This is a genomic window from Spirosoma sp. 209 (assembly GCF_002006735.1).
In the GTDB taxonomy this organism is placed as follows: Bacteria; Bacteroidota; Bacteroidia; order Cytophagales; family Spirosomataceae; genus Spirosoma; species Spirosoma sordidisoli.
Window position 1 is genome coordinate 259,787 of record NZ_MVEC01000001.1, and the last position, 17,782, is coordinate 277,568.

General features: G+C 54.6%; 17 protein-coding genes. 9 read left to right on the top strand and 8 right to left on the bottom strand.

Features of this window, described 5'->3' with window-relative positions:
• Positions 1–2: 2 nt before the first annotated feature.
• From B1C80_RS01155 to B1C80_RS01170, 4 genes are all read left to right on the top strand, one after another.
• Positions 3–719, top strand: a complete 717-nt coding sequence (locus B1C80_RS01155) for a DUF4386 domain-containing protein (protein WP_077919210.1) — start codon at positions 3–5, stop codon at positions 717–719.
• 72 nt (positions 720–791) lie between these two features.
• On the top strand, positions 792–2,012 hold the full coding sequence (locus B1C80_RS01160) for a nucleoside permease (RefSeq protein ID WP_077919211.1): 1,221 nt from the start codon (positions 792–794) through the stop codon (positions 2,010–2,012).
• A gap of 95 nt (positions 2,013–2,107) precedes the next feature.
• Positions 2,108–2,872, top strand: coding sequence for an exodeoxyribonuclease III (locus B1C80_RS01165; protein WP_077919212.1), 765 nt, complete (start codon positions 2,108–2,110; stop codon positions 2,870–2,872).
• 67 nt (positions 2,873–2,939) lie between these two features.
• Positions 2,940–3,518 carry a pseudouridine synthase gene (locus B1C80_RS01170; protein ID WP_077919213.1) on the top strand — a complete coding sequence of 193 codons (579 nt, stop codon included), beginning with the start codon at positions 2,940–2,942 and terminating at the stop codon, positions 3,516–3,518.
• Positions 3,519–3,538: 20 nt separating this feature from the next.
• Here the strand turns inward: B1C80_RS01170 and radC are convergent, their stop codons facing one another.
• The 3 genes from radC to B1C80_RS01185 all read right to left on the bottom strand — a co-directional run bounded on the left by radC (position 3,539) and on the right by B1C80_RS01185 (position 5,155).
• The gene (gene radC, locus B1C80_RS01175) at positions 3,539–4,234 is read right to left on the bottom strand and encodes a DNA repair protein RadC (protein WP_077919214.1); all 696 of its coding nucleotides are present in this window, start codon (positions 4,232–4,234) and stop codon (positions 3,539–3,541) included.
• Between the two features lie 151 nt (positions 4,235–4,385).
• Complete coding sequence (rpsT, locus tag B1C80_RS01180; RefSeq protein WP_077919215.1) at positions 4,386–4,652, bottom strand: 30S ribosomal protein S20; 267 nt, start codon at positions 4,650–4,652, stop codon at positions 4,386–4,388.
• A 104-nt stretch (positions 4,653–4,756) separates the two neighbouring features.
• Positions 4,757–5,155, bottom strand: coding sequence for a Dabb family protein (locus B1C80_RS01185; RefSeq protein ID WP_077919216.1), 399 nt, complete (start codon positions 5,153–5,155; stop codon positions 4,757–4,759).
• A gap of 102 nt (positions 5,156–5,257) precedes the next feature.
• Here B1C80_RS01185 and B1C80_RS01190 point away from each other — a divergent pair, with 102 nt between their 5' ends.
• The gene (locus tag B1C80_RS01190) at positions 5,258–6,271 is read left to right on the top strand and encodes a zinc dependent phospholipase C family protein (RefSeq protein ID WP_369822663.1); all 1,014 of its coding nucleotides are present in this window, start codon (positions 5,258–5,260) and stop codon (positions 6,269–6,271) included.
• 168 nt (positions 6,272–6,439) lie between these two features.
• On the opposite strand, the gene B1C80_RS01195 is transcribed toward B1C80_RS01190, so the two are convergent.
• Positions 6,440–7,288, bottom strand: a complete 849-nt coding sequence (locus B1C80_RS01195; protein WP_077919218.1) for a sugar phosphate isomerase/epimerase — start codon at positions 7,286–7,288, stop codon at positions 6,440–6,442.
• Between the two features lie 180 nt (positions 7,289–7,468).
• Here B1C80_RS01195 and B1C80_RS01200 point away from each other — a divergent pair, with 180 nt between their 5' ends.
• A complete protein-coding gene (locus tag B1C80_RS01200; protein ID WP_077919219.1) occupies positions 7,469–8,683 on the top strand; it encodes a class I SAM-dependent rRNA methyltransferase in 1,215 nt (404 codons plus the stop codon).
• Between the two features lie 99 nt (positions 8,684–8,782).
• Entirely contained in the window at positions 8,783–10,546 is a 1,764-nt protein-coding gene (locus tag B1C80_RS01205; RefSeq protein ID WP_077919220.1) for a pyruvate dehydrogenase complex dihydrolipoamide acetyltransferase, read from the top strand.
• 67 nt (positions 10,547–10,613) lie between these two features.
• On the opposite strand, the gene trxA is transcribed toward B1C80_RS01205, so the two are convergent.
• The 4 genes from trxA to B1C80_RS01225 all read right to left on the bottom strand — a co-directional run bounded on the left by trxA (position 10,614) and on the right by B1C80_RS01225 (position 15,319).
• Complete coding sequence (gene trxA, locus B1C80_RS01210) at positions 10,614–10,958, bottom strand: thioredoxin (RefSeq protein WP_077919221.1); 345 nt, start codon at positions 10,956–10,958, stop codon at positions 10,614–10,616.
• 72 nt (positions 10,959–11,030) lie between these two features.
• Complete coding sequence (dnaE, locus tag B1C80_RS01215) at positions 11,031–14,648, bottom strand: DNA polymerase III subunit alpha (RefSeq protein ID WP_077919222.1); 3,618 nt, start codon at positions 14,646–14,648, stop codon at positions 11,031–11,033.
• Positions 14,649–14,688: 40 nt separating this feature from the next.
• Positions 14,689–15,111 carry a PIN domain-containing protein gene (locus tag B1C80_RS01220; protein ID WP_077919223.1) on the bottom strand — a complete coding sequence of 141 codons (423 nt, stop codon included), beginning with the start codon at positions 15,109–15,111 and terminating at the stop codon, positions 14,689–14,691.
• On the bottom strand, positions 15,104–15,319 hold the full coding sequence (locus B1C80_RS01225; protein WP_077919224.1) for a hypothetical protein: 216 nt from the start codon (positions 15,317–15,319) through the stop codon (positions 15,104–15,106). Before B1C80_RS01225 ends, B1C80_RS01220 begins: the two co-directional genes overlap by 8 nt.
• Before the next feature lie 524 nt (positions 15,320–15,843).
• On the opposite strand from B1C80_RS01225, the gene B1C80_RS01230 reads away from it, so the two are divergent.
• Both B1C80_RS01230 and B1C80_RS01235 read left to right on the top strand, forming a co-directional pair.
• Positions 15,844–16,998 (top strand): glycosyltransferase family 87 protein, encoded by a 1,155-nt coding sequence (locus tag B1C80_RS01230; RefSeq protein WP_077919225.1) that lies wholly within the window; start codon positions 15,844–15,846, stop codon positions 16,996–16,998.
• A gap of 33 nt (positions 16,999–17,031) precedes the next feature.
• A complete protein-coding gene (locus B1C80_RS01235; protein ID WP_077919226.1) occupies positions 17,032–17,730 on the top strand; it encodes a bifunctional 2-polyprenyl-6-hydroxyphenol methylase/3-demethylubiquinol 3-O-methyltransferase UbiG in 699 nt (232 codons plus the stop codon).
• The last annotated feature ends 52 nt before the right edge of the window (positions 17,731–17,782 follow it).

Below are 17,782 nucleotides of genomic sequence, written 5' to 3' on the forward strand. Positions count from 1 at the left end.
TCATGAACACTCCTGAGAAAACATGGCTGGCCCGGGCCGGTCAGCTGCTCATAGCCGGGGGTCTGCTGCTCCTGATCCCGTACGCGATATTGACCAGTACGTTCGACTATCCGGACAGTTTACGGGCGGAGCCGGGCGCCGTACTGAGCCGGTTCCAGGCGGGCGGGGCCAGCCTGATCTGGACCTGGCTGGCGTTCGCACTGGTCGGTCTGCCGCTCATTCCGGCGTATGTACTGCTGAGTCAGTGGGTCGATAAACGGGAGCCGACGGTACGCTGGGCTACCACCGTCGGGCTCATTGGACTGGTTGTCCAGCTGATAGGCCTGCTGCGCTGGGTGTTTGTGGTACCGGTGCTGGCCCGCATCTTCGTAACGACCGATCGGGAAGCGGTTCGGGAGGCCGCCCGCCTGGCCTTCATCACCATCCATCAGTACGGTGGCGTGCTGCTGGGCGAGCACCTGGGCCAGCTCTTTACCATTGTCTGGACGGTGATACTCGCGGGGGCACTCGGCCGGGCCGGGCTTCTGAACCGGGGCTGGGTATGGCTGGGTTATGTGGCTTCGGCCATCTATCTGCTGGCCCAGGCCGAGCTGCTGGCCACGGTACTACCCACCTTCCCGGTCTGGAATCCGGCTGGTTTTCTGGGCAGTACGCTCTGGCTGATCTGGCTCATCGGACTGGGTCTGCGGTGCTGGCAGGTTGGCCGGATTGAGAAATAAAAGGCCGGGGTTATGATAGAAAAAGGGGGTTGGCTATCTTCATACGGTAAAACCTAACTTCTGCAAGCCCTCATGCTTACCACAACACGCGTTAAACTGTCTGCTATGATGTTTCTCCAGTTCTTTGTCTGGGGAGCCTGGTACGGACAAATGAGCAAATACCTGCTCACGCAACTAAATGCCACCGGCGATCAGGTCGGCAACGCCTACGCGGCTTTTTCGCTCGCCATGATCATTGCGCCCTTCTTCGTGGGGATGATTGCCGACCGCTATTTTGCCGCGCAGAAAGTGCTGGGCATCCTGAATCTGCTCGGAGCAGTCGTGCTCTACCTGATTACGCAGAATACCGACCCGGGCAATTTCTTCTACCTGATCCTGGCCTACTGCATCACCTTCGCGCCAACGCTCGCCCTGACCACGTCTATTGCCATGCAGCAGATGACGAGCCCCGAGAAGGAGTTTCCGGGTATCCGGGTGCTCGGTACGGTGGCCTGGATCGTGGTTACCAACATTGTTGGTTTTTACGGGTTCGGCGATCAGGTCACGATCTTCCAGCTGTCGATGTACTCGGCGGTAGCGCTGGGTATCTTCTCGTTCTTCCTGCCCGATACGCCCCCCAAAGCCACAGCCTCAACGTCGGTTAGCCAGATCCTGGGGCTCGATGCCTTCAAACTGTTCAAAGACCGGTCGTTCGCTATTTTCTTTTTATCGTCGGTGCTGATCTGTATTCCTCTGTCGTTCTACTACGCCATGGCCAACCCTTCACTGACCGACGGCGGCATGCAGAACGTTGAGAACAAAATGTCGCTGGGCCAGGCGTCGGAGGTTATCTTCATGCTGCTGATCCCGGTGGCGTATAGCCGACTGGGCGTTAAGAAGATGTTGATCGTTGGGCTCATCGCCTGGATCGTGCGGTTCATCTGCTTCGGCTACGGCGACGTATCGTCGGAGTGGCTGCTCTTTATTGCCATCCTGCTGCACGGCGTCTGCTACGACTTCTTCTTTGTAACAGGTCAGATCTACACCGACAACAAGGCCGGCGACAAAATCAAGTCCTCGGCGCAAGGGCTGATTACCCTGGCCACGTATGGCCTGGGTATGGGCATCGGCTCCAAACTGTCGGGTATCGTACTCGACATGTATACCCGCCCCGATGGTACCAAAGACTGGCTGTCAGTCTGGCTCGTACCAGCCGGTATTGCCGCTGCCGTACTGATCATTTTCGTGCTGCTATTCACCGACAACAAGAAATCAGTCCCCACCGAAGGGGAACTGGTAACAGGGCCTTTATAACGGAAGAACCGAAAAAAGCCGCCGAACACCAACGGGCATCAGGTCATGCCTCCCGGTGTTCGGCTTTCTTTGTCTGTCCTCTTCTCTTTTCGTTCATGCAACTCATTTCCTACAATATCAACGGCATTCGGGCGGCCATGCGCAATGGGCTGACCGACTGGCTGAGCCGTAACGAATTCGATATCCTTTGTTTTCAGGAAGTCAAAGCCACTACCGATGTGGTAGACCTGGCACCGTTTGAACAGTTGGGCTACCAGTATCACTGGCACGCGGCCGAGAAAAAAGGTTATTCGGGCGTGGCTACGCTCTCCCGCATGGCTCCTACCAATGTGATCATGGGTTGCGGCCTGGCCGTATATGATTGCGAAGGCCGCATTTTGCGCACCGATTTTGGCGACTTGACCCTGCTGAACTGCTACTTCCCCTCGGGCACGACGGGCGAGGTTCGGCAGGCGGTGAAGATGGAGTTTCTCCGCGATTTCTTCGAGTACGTCCAAACGCTGCGGCAAACCCGGCCCAACCTGATCGTAGTCGGCGACTACAACATTGCTCATACTGCCCAGGACATTCATGACCCCGTTCGCAACAAAAACACCACCGGATTTCTGCCCGAAGAACGCGCCTGGATGGATCAGTGGTTTGGCTCCGGCATGATAGACGCCTTTCGGCATACCCACCCCAACGATGTAGCCTACAGCTGGTGGAGTTACCGCGCCGGCGCCCGCACCAGTAACAAGGGCTGGCGTATCGACTATGCCTCCGTCAGCGACCCGCTGCGCCCCCGCATCGTCGACTGCCGGATGCTTCCCGACGCCGTCCACGCTGACCACTGCCCCGTTTGGTTGTCATTACAGGATTGAGGAGTCGGGTGGGGAGCAACGCGCATCGTCACCCGTTTTCCACCCCGTTGAATTGCCCTGTTTTTTCATGTACTATCTGATCTACAAGCCCTACCTGATGCTCTCGCAGTTTTCGCGGGAGGGCGACAAACCCACGCTAGCCGATCTGGCGTACGACTTTCCGGGCGATGTTTACCCCGTTGGGCGGCTCGATGCCGATAGCGAAGGGCTGCTCCTCCTGACGAGCGACAAGCAACTCAACCATCGGCTGCTGAACCCCAGATTCAGGCACAACCGAACGTACTACGTGCAGGTAGATGGTGCGCTGACCGCCGAAGCCTGCCAGCAGTTATCGGCGGGGGTTACGATTTCGGTCGATGGTAAACCCTATGCGACCCTGCCCGCGCTGGCAAAACCGATGGCGGCTCCGCCCCTGCCCGACCGCGACCCACCCATCCGCTACAGAGCCGCCATACCAACCTCATGGCTATCGATCAGTCTGCACGAAGGCAAGAACCGGCAGGTACGCCGAATGACGGCCGCCGTTGGGTTTCCTACACTCCGGCTCGTGCGCTGGGCCATCGAATCACTCACCGCCGAGGGTATGATGCCCGGCGACGTTCGTCCACTAAGCCGGGGCGAGATCCTGCAGGGGCTGAAGCTGTAACCCGAGCCATCCGCCGAAACTCACAATATACCCTCGTCGGCAAAGCTGTAATACGCCTTATCGGTAAAGATCAGATGGTCCAGCACCGGAATATCGAGCAGGCGACCCGCATCTTTCAGCTTACGGGTCAGATCTTTATCGGCCTGCGACGGGGTCAGGTTGCCTGAGGGGTGATTATGAAACAGAATCATCGACGAGGCCAGATACTCGATTGCCTGCTTGAAGATAATTTTGGGATCGGCCACCGTACCCGATACGCCCCCCGCGCTGATCAGTACCGGCCGTAGCACCTCGTTGGCGCGGTTCATCAGCAAAATCCAGAATTCTTCGTGGGGCTTATCGATCAGGTGCGGAATCATCTCATTATACGCATCGCGCGAACAGGTGATTCGGGCGCGTTGCGGACGGTCCTGCTCTTTGCGCCGACGCCCCAGTTCAAGGGCAGCCACGATAGCGATGGCCCGCGCTTCGCCAATACCCCGAAATTTAGACAGGTCTTTGATGCTCAGCCGGGCCAGGTCGTTCAGGTTGTTACCTACGCTCTTCAGGATGATTTTGGCGATATCGACCGCGGTCAGGTCTACCGTACCGGCGTTGATCAGGATAGCGATCAGCTCGGCATCGGACAGGGCGGCTTTTCCCTTGAGCATCAACTTTTCGCGGGGACGGTCTTCTTCGGCCCAGCTTTGGATTTTTCCGGAGGTTTCGTAGGTCACGGCAGCAGTGAATCGGTCAGGAACTAAACACGAACTAACAAAATAGACACCATAAACCTCGCTATTCTACCGCATTTCCGGCCAGTTAGGGCATAAAAAAACCTCACCCCGAAAAAGGTAAGGTTCTGATATGTCTCTGAATGACTGGCAACTAGGCAGCAGCAGGCTTCAGACCGTTTACCAACCGAGCCAGTTTCGACTTGTTGTTAGACGCTTTGTTCTTGTGGATGATGTTGCGCTTTGCCAGTTTGTCCAGTGCCGACGATACGGTTTTGAACAACTCAACGGCCATAGCATGGTCGGTGGTGGTACGCAGTTTTTTCACCAGGTTCCGGGTCGTGACGTGCTGGTAGCGGTTCAACAGCCGCTTTTTGGCGCTCGACCGGATTGCTTTTTTTGCTGACTTATGGTTTGCCATCGGTATGTACTGTAAAGATCGTTTCGCGATATGAGGGCGCAAAAATAAGAAAATCAGTCAGCACATCCAAGTGTACTGACTGATTTTCTGTGATAAACCAACGCTTACGGCCGAATATCAGCGTTGACGATCAGCGTTTTTTCCCAAACGCCCTGGTTCTGCGTTACAAACTGTTTGTAAGCCGGGCTGCTTTCAAAAATTTTAATGTCGGCCTCGCTCTGAAACGTCAGATAATGCACCACGTCATAGTCGGCAACGGCTCCGTTTGGCAAAATTGTCTTGCCAGAGGTGTAACCAACGATGTTTGGAATTTCATGCTTTAGGGCGGCAAAACCGTTCATATGCTGTTCAACAGCTTGCGATTCAACCCCTTTTTTGAATTTCACACACACAATTTGCTGTTTCTGGGCTTTGCGCGCAGGTGAGTATGCACCATAGATTGTCAAAGCGAAAGCACACATCAGCACAACGATAAGGGCGTAACCCCGTGATTTTGGATTCATGACTATTGGTCTTTTTCTATTTTGCCAAATTTTGTTTCGATTCAACCAGCAGTTTTACAGAATAGTTAAATTATATATCCGTAAAGTGCCATGTTTTGTCAAATGTACAAACGTTTTGTTTGGTTGTATGTTTTTGTGATTTTTTTTTCGGGCCTGCTGAGCAGTTCATCCACGCTGGCCACCGACGCTCCGCAGTCAGCCAGACCCAACTGGGGGTTTTATGCTCACCAGCAGATTAACCGGCTGGCCGTGTTCACGTTACCGGTTGAGATGATGCCGTTCTTCAAAAAACACATCGGCTTTCTGACTGACAACGCGGTTAACCCCGACAAACGCCGGTATGCCGTAGTGGGTGAAGCCCCGCGCCATTTCATCGACCTCGACGCGTACTCCGATACCACAGCCGCTACCCTGCCCCGCTTTTACAAAGACGCTGCGGACCGCTATGGCGAAGACACGCTGGCGCTGCACGGCCTGGTCCCCTGGCAGATTCAGCTGAGCAAGTACCAGCTGACCGAAGCCTTCCGGCAGCGCGACGTTCGCCGGATTCTCCGGCTCGCGGCCGATCTGGGCCATTACATTGCCGACGCAAACGTGCCGTTGCATACGACCCGCAACTACAACGGTCAGCTCACCGGTCAGCAGGGCATTCATGGCTTCTGGGAATCCCGCCTACCCGAACTGTTCAGTATGGACTATGATTTCTTCACCGGTCAGGCCGAGTATGTATACGCTCCGCAAAAGGCAGCCTGGCGGGCTGTATTCAGAGCCCATGCGGCCCTCGACTCCGTCTTGCGGCTGGAGCAGACGCTTACGCAGGAAGTGGGAGAAACCCGTAAATACGGTTTCGAGGAGCGAAACGGGATGACTACAAAAGTGTATGCATCCGATTTTTCGCGTCAGTATCATACCCGTCTGAGCGGGCAGGTAGAACGGCAGATGCGCGCATCGATAAAGATGGTCGGCGATTTCTGGTATACAGCCTGGGTCGATGCGGGCCAGCCGGATCTGAAGTCTCTGGCCGGCTACCAGCTCACCGAGCAGGACAAAAATGATGACACCGAAGAGAAAAAAAGCTGGCTGAAACGACTGTTCTCAGCCCGGGAGGAGGGTTGATTGATACTCAGGACCCGTTGAAACGGATCAATACTCATTCCGGCTGCTTTAGCAACCGGCATTGGTATTCCGGCGCAGGAAGATCTATTGGTTTTTCCTGCGCCGGAATGACATAACACTCGTAGCCAAGCGTTCCAGAAAACGACCAGCCGTCATGTCAAGAAGAAATTATACAGTCAGCTTCTTCATGTACTCCGCATCATTTTTCATGCTGCCCAGTACTGACACAGGATACTCTTCCTGCTCGACGATAAAGTACTTCATGCCATTGTCCATAGCCGTACGAAGCGTCTTTTTGAAGTCTACGTTACCCTTGCCAAGGTCGTCCTGAACCGGTTTGCCGCCTACTTTCTTGTAATCTTTGATATGGCAGAGTTCGTAGCGCTTGCCATACTTGTTGAGGTGAGCAACGGGGTCCTGACCCGCTACGTCGATCCAGCACAGATCCAGCTCGAACATGACATTTTTGGGATCGGTGTTGGCCAGCAGGTACTCCTGTGGAATTTTACCGTCGAGGGGTTTGAACGAATAATCGTGGTTATGGTAGCCAAACTTCAGCCCACCCTTACGCACCTGCTCACCAACCGTATTGAACTTGTCGGCAATTCGTTTCCAGTCGTCGAACGTCTTCTGGGCTCCGATGTAGGGACAGAGCAGGTAGCTCAGGCCAGCGCCGTTCGCCATATCGATGCTCTTGTCCAGATCTTTGTTCATATCGAAGTGGGTACTGATCATTTTCACGCCCAGCCCATCCAGAAACGACTTCATCTCTTTCGGCTCCATACCCCACAAAAAGCCCTGCGGTCCGCTGTAGCTCTCAAACTGTTTGTAGCCCATCTGGGCCAGCTGCGTCATGACTCCTTTCGGGTCTTTGGGCAGAATATCGCGGGTGCTGTAGAGTTGAACGCCAAAAGGGTTAATGGCTTTACCGGGCGCGCTGGCCAGTAGTTCATGACTTAGGGTAAGGGCACCTGCCGAAAGCAGGCCAGCCTGCTGGAGAAACGAACGTCGTTGCATGATTGTAGATGGTTTTGCAGAACTAAAACGTAAAAATGGATTTGTTCTACGCATTTTTTTGTCATAACCCTCAGGAAACTCCACGAAGGCACTTTTGGGCGAACCGCACCACCCTGATCGTCAACTGCTCTGGCTGACATACAAAGCCTATCGTATCTTTGCATTCTTTTCCGATTCTGAATGACGTATTCCAAGTTATATCTGCAGGCCGGGCGCGACGAAGCCGTTCGGCGGTTTCACCCCTGGGTTTTTTCGCGTGCCATTGGCCGGTACGAAGGGAATCTGGCCGATGGCGACGTGGTTGAGGTCTACGACCGCAAGGGACAGTACCTTGCCACGGGCCATTACCACGACGGCAGCATTGCCGTGCGTATCTTTTCCTTTGGCGCCACTGCCGGCGGGCCCGTTACACCAGACCTGGCCTACTGGACCGATAAGCTGACACACATCCGCAGCATCCGGCAGGCCATTATCAACGACGATACCAACTGCTACCGGCTGGTGCATGGCGAAGGCGATGGCTGCACGGGCCTCATCATTGACGTGTACAATGGCGTAGCCGTTTTGCAGGCCCACTCCATCGGGATGCACCGCGAGCGGCAGCTCATTACCGAAGCTCTGCGTGCGGTTTTCGGCGATGAGCTCAAGGCGGTTTATGACAAAAGCGCCGAAACCCTGCCCGACGAGTACGGCGCCAGCGTAACCAACGGCTACCTCTTTGGCCGAACACCCGTTCCGCACCCGGTGCAGGAAAATGGCAACATGTTCCTGATCGACTGGATCACAGGCCAGAAGACAGGATTTTTTCTCGACCAGCGCGACAATCGGGCGTTGCTGGCCCGGTATGCGCCCGGCAAACGGGTGCTGAACGCCTTCTGTTATTCGGGTGGCTTCTCCGTTTATGCCCTGCAGGCCGGAGCCAGTGAGGTGCATTCGGTCGATGTGTCGCAGAAAGCGATCGATCTGACCAACCAGAACGTAGTGGCCAATTTCCCCGATCAGGCTGACCGGAACGCACCGGGCCAGCACGAAGCCATTGCCGACGATGTTATGCATTACCTGAAACACCAGGATAGCCAGCAGTACGATATCGTCGTGCTTGACCCACCCGCCTTTGCTAAAAGCCTCTCGGCGCGGCACCGGGCCGTACAGGGCTACAAACGACTGAATGCCGAAGGACTTCGGCGGGTAGCCAAAGGCGGTATCCTCTTTACATTTTCGTGTTCGCAGGTGGTCGATCGCGAATTGTTCTACAATACCATCGTTGCGGCCGCCATCGAAGCCGGGCGGCAGGTGCGCGTGCTGCACCACCTGAGCCAGCCCGCCGACCATCCGGTAAGCCTCTTCCACCCCGAAGGCGGCTACCTCAAAGGGCTGGTGCTCTGGGTCGAGTAATAGAAAAGCCTGCCGAACGATACAACCTTGGCCGGTTTGCGCTAATTTTGGCACGTAACCTGTCCCGACTACGAACAACCCGATTTATACAGACTATATATGGCTGAATTGATTCGAATGCCCAAGATGAGCGACACCATGACCGAAGGGGTCATTGCGGAGTGGCATAAGAAAGTGGGCGATAAAGTTAAATCCGGCGACGTCCTGGCTGAAGTCGAAACGGACAAAGCCACTATGGACCTCGAAGCTTATGAAGAAGGCACCCTGCTGTACATAGGCGTCGAAAAAGGCTCGTCGGTGCCCGTTGATGGCGTTCTGGCTGTCATCGGTGCCGATGGTGAAGATTACAAATCGTTGCTGAACGGTTCGAGTGGTGGCAGTCAGGAAGCCCCGGCCGCCGAAACGCCGAAACCGGCTCCGACCGAAGCGCCCGCTCCCAGCGGAGATGCCAACAAAGCCGAGGTAGCGACCAACCTGCCCGACCAGAAAGCGGTGTCAGCAGCGCCAGCCGAAAACGTCAACGCGTCAGTAATCCGGATGCCGAAGATGAGCGACACCATGACCGAAGGAACGATCGTGGCCTGGCACAAGAAAGAAGGCGATACGGTAAAATCGGGCGATATCCTGGCCGAAGTCGAAACCGACAAAGCGACCATGGATCTGGAAGCTTACGAAGAAGGCACCCTGCTCTACGTTGGGGTGAAAGAAGGCGCCGTTGTTGGTGTCGATGAAATCATTGCCGTTGTCGGCGAAAAAGGCGCCAACTTCAAAGTCCTGATCGACAGTGGCGGAGCACCGGCTCCCCAGCCTGCCGCCAGTGGCGACGGGGGCGCTCAAACCGCCGAGCAGAACCCGCAGGCATCGGCACCGGCCAATGCCGCAACGGATCTGTCGTACGGGGGCGAAAGTGGCGACAATGCCGAGTCGAACGGTCGGCTGAAGGCGTCGCCCCTGGCCAAACGCATTGCCGAAGAAAAAGGAATCGACCTCAAGCAGGTTCAGGGCTCGGGTCCCGAAGGCCGCATTGTGAAAAGCGATGTCGAATCGTTTGTCCCATCGGCCGCTCCGACCAAACCCGCAACTGCACCAGCCCAGCCCGCAGCCGCCGAACAGAAGCCGGCAGCCGCTCCCCAGCCCGCACCGGCCGCTCAGCCAGCGCCCGCAGCCGGCGAATACGAAGACGTACCGGTGAGCCAGATGCGGAAAACCATTGCCCGCCGGCTTGGCGAAAGCATGTTTACGGCTCCGCACTTCTACCTGACCATGGAAATCAACATGGATAAGGCGATGGAACTGCGCGGTACGGTCAACAGTGTGAGCCCGGTTAAGATTTCGTTCAACGATTTCGTACTTAAAGCAGCGGCCGTTGCGCTCAAGCAACACCCGAACGTTAACTCGTCATGGCTCGGCGATAAAATCCGGAAGTACAAGTACGTCAACATCGGCGTCGCCGTGGCGGTCGATGAAGGGCTGCTCGTTCCGGTGGTTCGTAACGCCGACCAGAAAACGCTGTCGACCATTGCGGCCGAGGTGAAAGAAATGGCGGGCAAAGCCAAGGACAAAAAGCTCCAGCCCAAAGACTGGGAAGGCAGCACCTTCTCGATCTCGAACCTGGGGATGTTCGGCATTGACGAATTTACGGCCATCATCAACCCACCCGATTCGTGCATCCTGGCGGTTGGTGCCATCAAACAGTCGGTCAAGTTTGAGAGTGATGCGGCCGGCGTTCCGGTAGCGAAGCCTACCAACGTCATGAAAGTAACCCTCTCCTGCGACCACCGCGTGGTTGACGGGGCTACGGGGTCGGCTTTCCTGCAAACGCTGAAAGAGATGCTCGAAAATCCGATGCGGATGCTGGTATAAATACCATCAGATACAATAAAGAAAGGGAGCCAATTGGCTCCCTTTCTTTATTGTATCTGATGTATGCTTAGAGCGCGGCTGGCTCCAGAGCGGCCTGGAGTTTTTGCTCCAGCACATTCTTCGGCACAGCACCGATTACTTTATCGACCAGCTGACCGTTTTTGAAGACCATCAGCGTCGGGATGCTGCGGATACCGAACTTGGCGGGCACCTGCGCATTCTGATCGACGTCCATCTTCGCGATAACGGCTTTACCTTCGTATTCGCCGGCCAGTTGCTCAACAACCGGTCCGATCATCTTACATGGTCCGCACCATTCGGCCCAAAAGTCGACCAGTACGGGTTTGTCTGAATTTATCAGTTCGTTGAAGTTCGCATCGGTTGCTTCAACAGCCATGGATCCTGCTGCCATGAGTGAAATCTGTTTATTGGGTTGAACTTGTTTCAGACGTATAAACCCGCGCGGGCCGGTTTAGTTCCGAATCTACGCGACCTTACACGTGACGCCCTCCATGGCTTCGAGCGCCCGCAGAAACGAGTTGGCCGGCGACACTTTCAGGGTACGCGATTGCAGGCTGACTTCAATTCGTTCGTTCGGGTCTACCACGTTCAGCGACAGGGTACAGGTGCCGGGGTGGGCGCCGATTAGTTCATTGAGCCTGGCGACCAGCTGCGCGTTTACCGAATCCAGCATCAGCGAAACCCGTATCTCCTTACACATCTTGTCGCGCATTTCGGTCAGTAGCCGAATGTTGACCGGTTTGAATTCGAGTTGCTCGGAATTCCATCGGTTCTGCGTTTTTCCGGTAATGTGCAGGAAGCGGCCCACATCCACATACTGCCCCATCCGCACATAGTCATCGCCGAAGAGCGCCATTTCGATCGCCGTATTGTAATCTTCAATCTTGAAAATACAGAACGGGTTACCGTTGCGGGCAATCTTGGTCTGCATGGCCGTAACAATACCCGCTACTTTGATTTCCGGCGATTTGACTTCGTAGATCTTATCGAGCGTACAGTTGCAGAAACCGTCCAGTTCGAGCCTGAACTCGTCGAGCGGATGGCCGGTGATGTAGAAGCCAACCACATCTTTCTCGAATTTGAGCTTTTCGATCTGGTTCCACTCCGGCACAGTGGGTGGTTTGGGACGGGCAATCATTGGTTCTCCCCCCATCATGGCCCCGAACAGCGACTGCTGGGCGGCTGCTTTCTCGGCGTGGTAGTTGTTGGCATACCGGATTACCTTGTCCAGGAACGGCGAGGTATCTCCTTCGCCCAGATCGAAATACTGCGCCCGGTGGTATTCGTCGATGCTGTCGAACGCGCCGGCATAGGCCAGCGATTCGAGGGTTTTCTTATTGACTGTGCGGAGGTTGACCCGAATGGCGAAGTCGAAGATATCCTTGAAGGGTCCACCGGCTTTCCGCTCTTCGATGATGGCTTCTACGGCCGCATCGCCCGCGCCCTTGATACCACCGAGACCAAACCGGATTTCGCCTTTGTCGTTCACCCCGAAGAAGCGCTCCGACTCGTTTACGTTGGGGCCCAGTACCGGCAGGCCAAGATTCTTACATTCTTCCATGAAGAACGTAATTTTATCGATAGACCCCAGGCAGCTGGTGAGAACGGCCGCCATGTACTCTGACGTGTAATGGGCTTTGAGCCAGGCTGTCTGGTAAGCTACAAACGCATAGCAGGTCGAGTGCGACTTGTTGAAGGCGTAACTGGCGAAGGCTTCCCAGTCGGTCCAGACTTTCTCGCAGATTTTGAGGTTCAGTCCGTTAGCCGCGCAGCCTTCCATAAACTTGCCCTTCATCTTGTCGAGCACGTCTTTCTGCTTCTTACCCATGGCTTTCCGCAGCACGTCAGCGTCGCCTTTGGTGAAGTTGCCGAGTTTCTGCGACAGCAGCATGAGCTGCTCCTGATAGACCGTAATGCCGTAGGTATCGGCCAGGTACTCTTCCATTTCGGGCAGGTCGTACTTAACCTCCTCGCGCCCGTGTTTCCGGTTGATGTAGTTCGGAATATACTGGATCGGGCCGGGGCGGTAGAGCGCGTTCATGGCAATGAGGTCCTCAAAGCGGTCGGGCTTGAGATCCTTCATGTGCTTCTTCATGCCGTCGGATTCGAACTGGAAGATCGCGTTGGTTTCGCCCCGCTGAAACAGTTCATACGCTTTCGGATCATCGAGCGGAATAGCGTCGATGTCGATGGTAAGTCCGTAATTCTGTTTGATCAGGCGCAGACATTCCTTGATGATGGTCAGGTTGCGTAACCCCAGGAAGTCCATCTTGATTACGCCCGCGTCTTCAATCACCTTACCCTCGTACTGGGTAATGATGAGGTTGGTATCCTTAGAGGTCGAGACGGGCACGATATTGGACAGATCGTCGGGCGCGATGATGATACCGGCCGCGTGAACGCCCGTATTCCGAACCGTACCTTCGAGCCGACGCGCCTGCTGCAGCACGTTCTGGACTTTTTCGGTATCGATCAGCTTCATGGCACGCCCTACGCTCTGATCACCCGCTTCGAGCGCCCGCATCCGCTTTACGTTCTCGACTTCGTCCGGCTGAATAACGCTGGACAGCCCACCCGGTCCATCGATGGGGTCTTCGAAGATCCGCCGGAGGGTCATGTTATAGGTCGGCTTGTCGGGCACGAGCTTGGCCAGGGCGTTGGCATCGTTGAGCGGCAGGTCCATAACCCGGCTCACGTCCTTAATGGCCGACTTGGCCGCCATGGTACCGTAGGTCACAATGGCCGCTACCTGCTGCTTTCCGTACTTATCGACCACGTAATCGATCACCTTCTGGCGACCTTCGTCGTCGAAGTCGGTATCGATGTCGGGCATTGACTTCCGGTCGGGATTCAGGAATCGCTCGAACAGCAGGTCGTATTTGATGGGGTCGATGTTGGTAATGCCGATGCAGTACGCCACCGCACTACCGGCCGCGCTACCCCGTCCCGGACCGACCATAACGCCGAGGTCGCGCCCGGCCTTGATGAAGTCGGCCACGATCAGGAAGTAGCCCGCAAACCCCATTGTCTTGATCGTAAACAGCTCAAAATCGAGTCGTTCCTGCACGTGGCTTTCGATTTCGCCGTACCGCTGCCGGGCGCCCTCGTAGGTAAGGTGTTTAAGGTATTCCCACTGGTTCAGCACATCGTCGGTATGAAGCTGAAACTCCTGCGGAATGGGGAAGTTGGGCAGCAGAATATCGCGCTTGAGTTTCAGCGTCTCTACTTTTCCAACAATTTCGTTGGTATTGTCAATGGCCTCGGGCAGGTCGTGAAAGAGGGTGCTCATCTCCTGCGTGTTCTTGAAGTAGAACTGATCGCTGAAGAATGCAAACCGGGTTCCTTTCTTGGCCCCTTCGTCTTCGTTAAACTCCTTCTCCGACGGCGTAGCCAGCTTCTCGCCGGTGTTTACGCAGAGCAGGATGTCGTGGGCAACCCAGTCGTCGCGGTCTACGTAGTGCGAATCGTTCGACGCAATAATCTTGACATTATACTTCCGGGCCAACTTGACCAGCACCTCATTGGCCTTGATCTGATCGGGTATTTCGTGGCGCTGCAGCTCGACGTAATAATCCTCCCCGAAGCGATCGAGCCACCATTTGAATTCAATTTCGGCGGCTTCTTCCCCTTTTTTCAGAATGGTTTTCGGAACGATGGCCCCAATACAGCAGGTGGTTGCAATCAGACCTTCTTTATACTGGTCGATAAGCGCTTTCGTGACCCTCGGATATTTGCCATACAGGCCTTCCATGTAGCCCAGCGAGCACAGTTTGGCCAGGTTTTTGTACCCCTGCGCGTTCTTGGCCAGCAGCAGTTGGTGGTACCGAATGTCTTTTTGCTCTTTGGTAAACTGTTTTCGGGTATGATCGTCTACCACATAGAATTCGCAACCTACAATGGGTTTAATACCCTGTTTGCTGGCTTCGGCCACGAATTCGAACACACCGAACATGTTTCCGTGATCGGTGATAGCCGCGGCGGGCATATTATCCGCTTTGGCCTTCTTGACCAGCTTTTTTATATCAGCCTGCCCGTCGAGCAGCGAATACTGGGTATGACAATGGAGGTGGGAGAATTGCATGGATAAAGGAAAAGAAAATCGTTATCGTACTTGAAATGATTTAATCGAAAATATCGTAGAAAGCCGTAAATCCTCTGGCGGTTAATCCCTCCCGGATGGGTTGGTCGCGAGTCCAGAGTGAGCAACCGAGTTCGATTGCCAGGGCAACGAAGGGTACGTCTTTTTCATCGATACCTTTGCATAGCCGGTATGCTTCGAGGTAGCTACCTATTGAAATTGATTCTTCACTGACGAACGTAATTCGTTGCAGCAACCCGTTCAGGTACTCGTATAGCTCGTCTTCAAGTTGTGCATTATTCCGGAGCAGCTTTTCCTTGTGCTTAAAAATTTCAACAATTAAAAACTTGGGCGCGTAAAGTTGATATTGATTGTCAATCAGCGCGTCCCGTATAGCGGATTGTTTGGCTCGTAATGCTTTAAAAACAATGTTGGTATCAACGACCAGCGGTGGTTTGCTACTCATTGATAAACCGGCTTTTGTTTTTTGCCCACCAATCAGCTTTGATTTGCTCACCGAGCGCTTCGACGTCTTCGCCAAAATTAAATTGACCAGCCAGTTCCTCCAGGCGCAGCCGCTCAATCAACTGCACCAGCCACTGCCGGTCGACAGCAGAACGGTCAATAGAAATCAGGTATTTGTCGGGCTGGGTATCTAACTGAATTCTGGTCATTGTCGTATATTTTTTAAGTTCTACCAGAGAAGCAACGGTTCATTGAATACGCGGCTGAAGAAAGTATAGTTTCGCTACAGCGAACGGCGGCATAGGATTAGCTTCGCCTTTTTAACCGACTTCTCACTATCGACCTGCCCGTCGAGCAGCGAATAGGGGGTATGACAATGGAGAGGCAAGAATTGCATAGTTTGTACCGATCAGAGGCAGAACAGCGCTGATGTTCCGGCGCGGCCAGTCAGGTTCGATTGGGTAAATTTAAACGAAAGACGCGGGGACCGGGTAGTATGGAGCCTTATTTTTTGCCTTGTTACGGTCAACCTACTAAGGCTGAAATGATTCCACCATCGCGACCACAGCCTTACCTGTTTCCGGTTCGGAGTCAACAAAAAAATAGGTAACTATATTCATAAGCTTCTGTACGCTTCAGCAATTACTTATCGATCCCTTGGTAAAAGTACCGTATCTTTACCAACCTCCGTAACCAATGTACCTGCAGGATAAAGCCTGCTATCTGATCAAGCATGCGTGCCTTTTTCAGCAAACCGCTGTTCAGCGATTTCCGATTCATTTTTGGCGTTTATGCCCTGCTGATGGTGTTTGCCAGCACCCGGATCGTTATTCATCAGGACTCGAATAACTACTCTATCTTTTACCACTCGCTCTATCATCTGATCAACGGCACGAGTCTGTACGCTGAGTATCCGGCTGAGTATTTCGATCACTATCACTACGCGCCCACCTTTGCGGCTTTATTTTCGCCGGTCTTCGCGCTCCCCTATTCGGTTGGTCTGTTTCTGTGGCAGCTGCTGTTTGCGGCCGTATGGGTCTATGCCATCTACCGCATGCCGCTGACCCATCGGCAGCAGGTGTTCGCGTACTGGTTCGGTCTGCACGAACTCTTTACGTCGATCGTCAACAGCCAGACCAATCCGCTCATTGGGGCCATTCCGCTGTTCGCCTTTCTATGCTTCGAAAAGCGCCAACCGTTCTGGGCGGCTTGCTTCATCATGCTCGGGTTCAATGTAAAAATATACAGCCTCGTAGCGGCCGGCCTCTTTGTGCTGTACCCGCAGCGCGGCCGGTTTCTGGTCTCGATGGTGTTCTGGGCTGTGGTGCTGGGGCTACTGCCGCTGTTGTTCACAACGCCCGACAAGCTGGCCTGGCAGTATGACTTATGGGTCAGGCAGCTGCTTATCAAATCAGACCACGACAAGTGGGCCAACACATCGATTCATCGGCTGCTCCACCTTTTCGTATCGCCCAATCTGGATACATCCGTTATTATCGGCTCGGGCGTGCTGCTGTTCTGTACGGTTTACGTACACATCAAACGATATAGCGAACAGACGTTCAAACAGCTCCTGCTGGCGTCGATACTGATTTTCCAGGTGATCTTTAACCCGGTTTCCGAGTCACCGACTTACATCACCGCCGTAACGGGCGTTATTCTCTGGTGGTTTGTCTGCCCACAATCGCGGCTTGACCGCGGGTTGCTGATCAGCTGCTTCGTGCTGACGATCATGTCGCCGAGCGATCTGTTTCCGGCATTTCTGCGCAACGAATTGGTATTACCCTATGGTTTGAAAGCGCTGCCCTGCGTGCTGATCTGGTTTCGGGTAATCTACCTGATGCACCGACCAACCACCCAGCGCCAACCTGAAGCCCTACCCGCCTAAGGCACTCATCACTCATCACTCATCACTCATCACATGCCTACCTGGCTCGACTTCTGGCAAAACGAAAACGAGTTCGACGACTCGATGACCGCCAATTATGCTTTTTTTCTGGATCGGGTCGAAACCTACGCCCCCCTTTCGCCATCAACCCGGGTACTCGACATCGGGTCGGGACCGGGTAACCTGGAAGACGCCTGGCACAGCCGGGTTGGCGATATCCACGGACTCGATATCTCGAAGCGATACAATGAGATCACCCGCGCCAAGCACGCTGGTCATCCCAACGTGCATATTCACGATATTCCAGCCGACGATTACCTGAACTTCGGCCCGGTGGCGGATCGTCAGTTCGATCTGATCATCGTCATGAGCGTGGTTCAGTACTACCGGAGCGCGGCCGAAATTGAGCAGTTACTGACCAACATAAAAGCCGCAGCGGCACCCGGCGGTCGGGCGCTGCTCTGCGACCTGATCGTGGCCGAAGGCGTGCTGGGCGACGTGCTTAGCATACTGGGGCGTTCGCTGCGGCAGGGGCAGCTGCTATCGATGCTCAGGCTGTTGTTCCGGCTCCGCTTCTCCGACTATTACTCGGTTCGGCAGCAGAACGGGATTCTGATCGTACCCGAACGTGACTGGCTGGCCATGTGCAAACGGCTGGGTATTAAAGCCCGTTTCATTGATGAACCCCTTACCCTGCAACAGGAGCGAAAGAACCTGCTGCTCCAGTTTTAGGCCCGCGGGCCGACAGGACAGCCGAACGAATCAAGGTTCGTTTATACTTAAA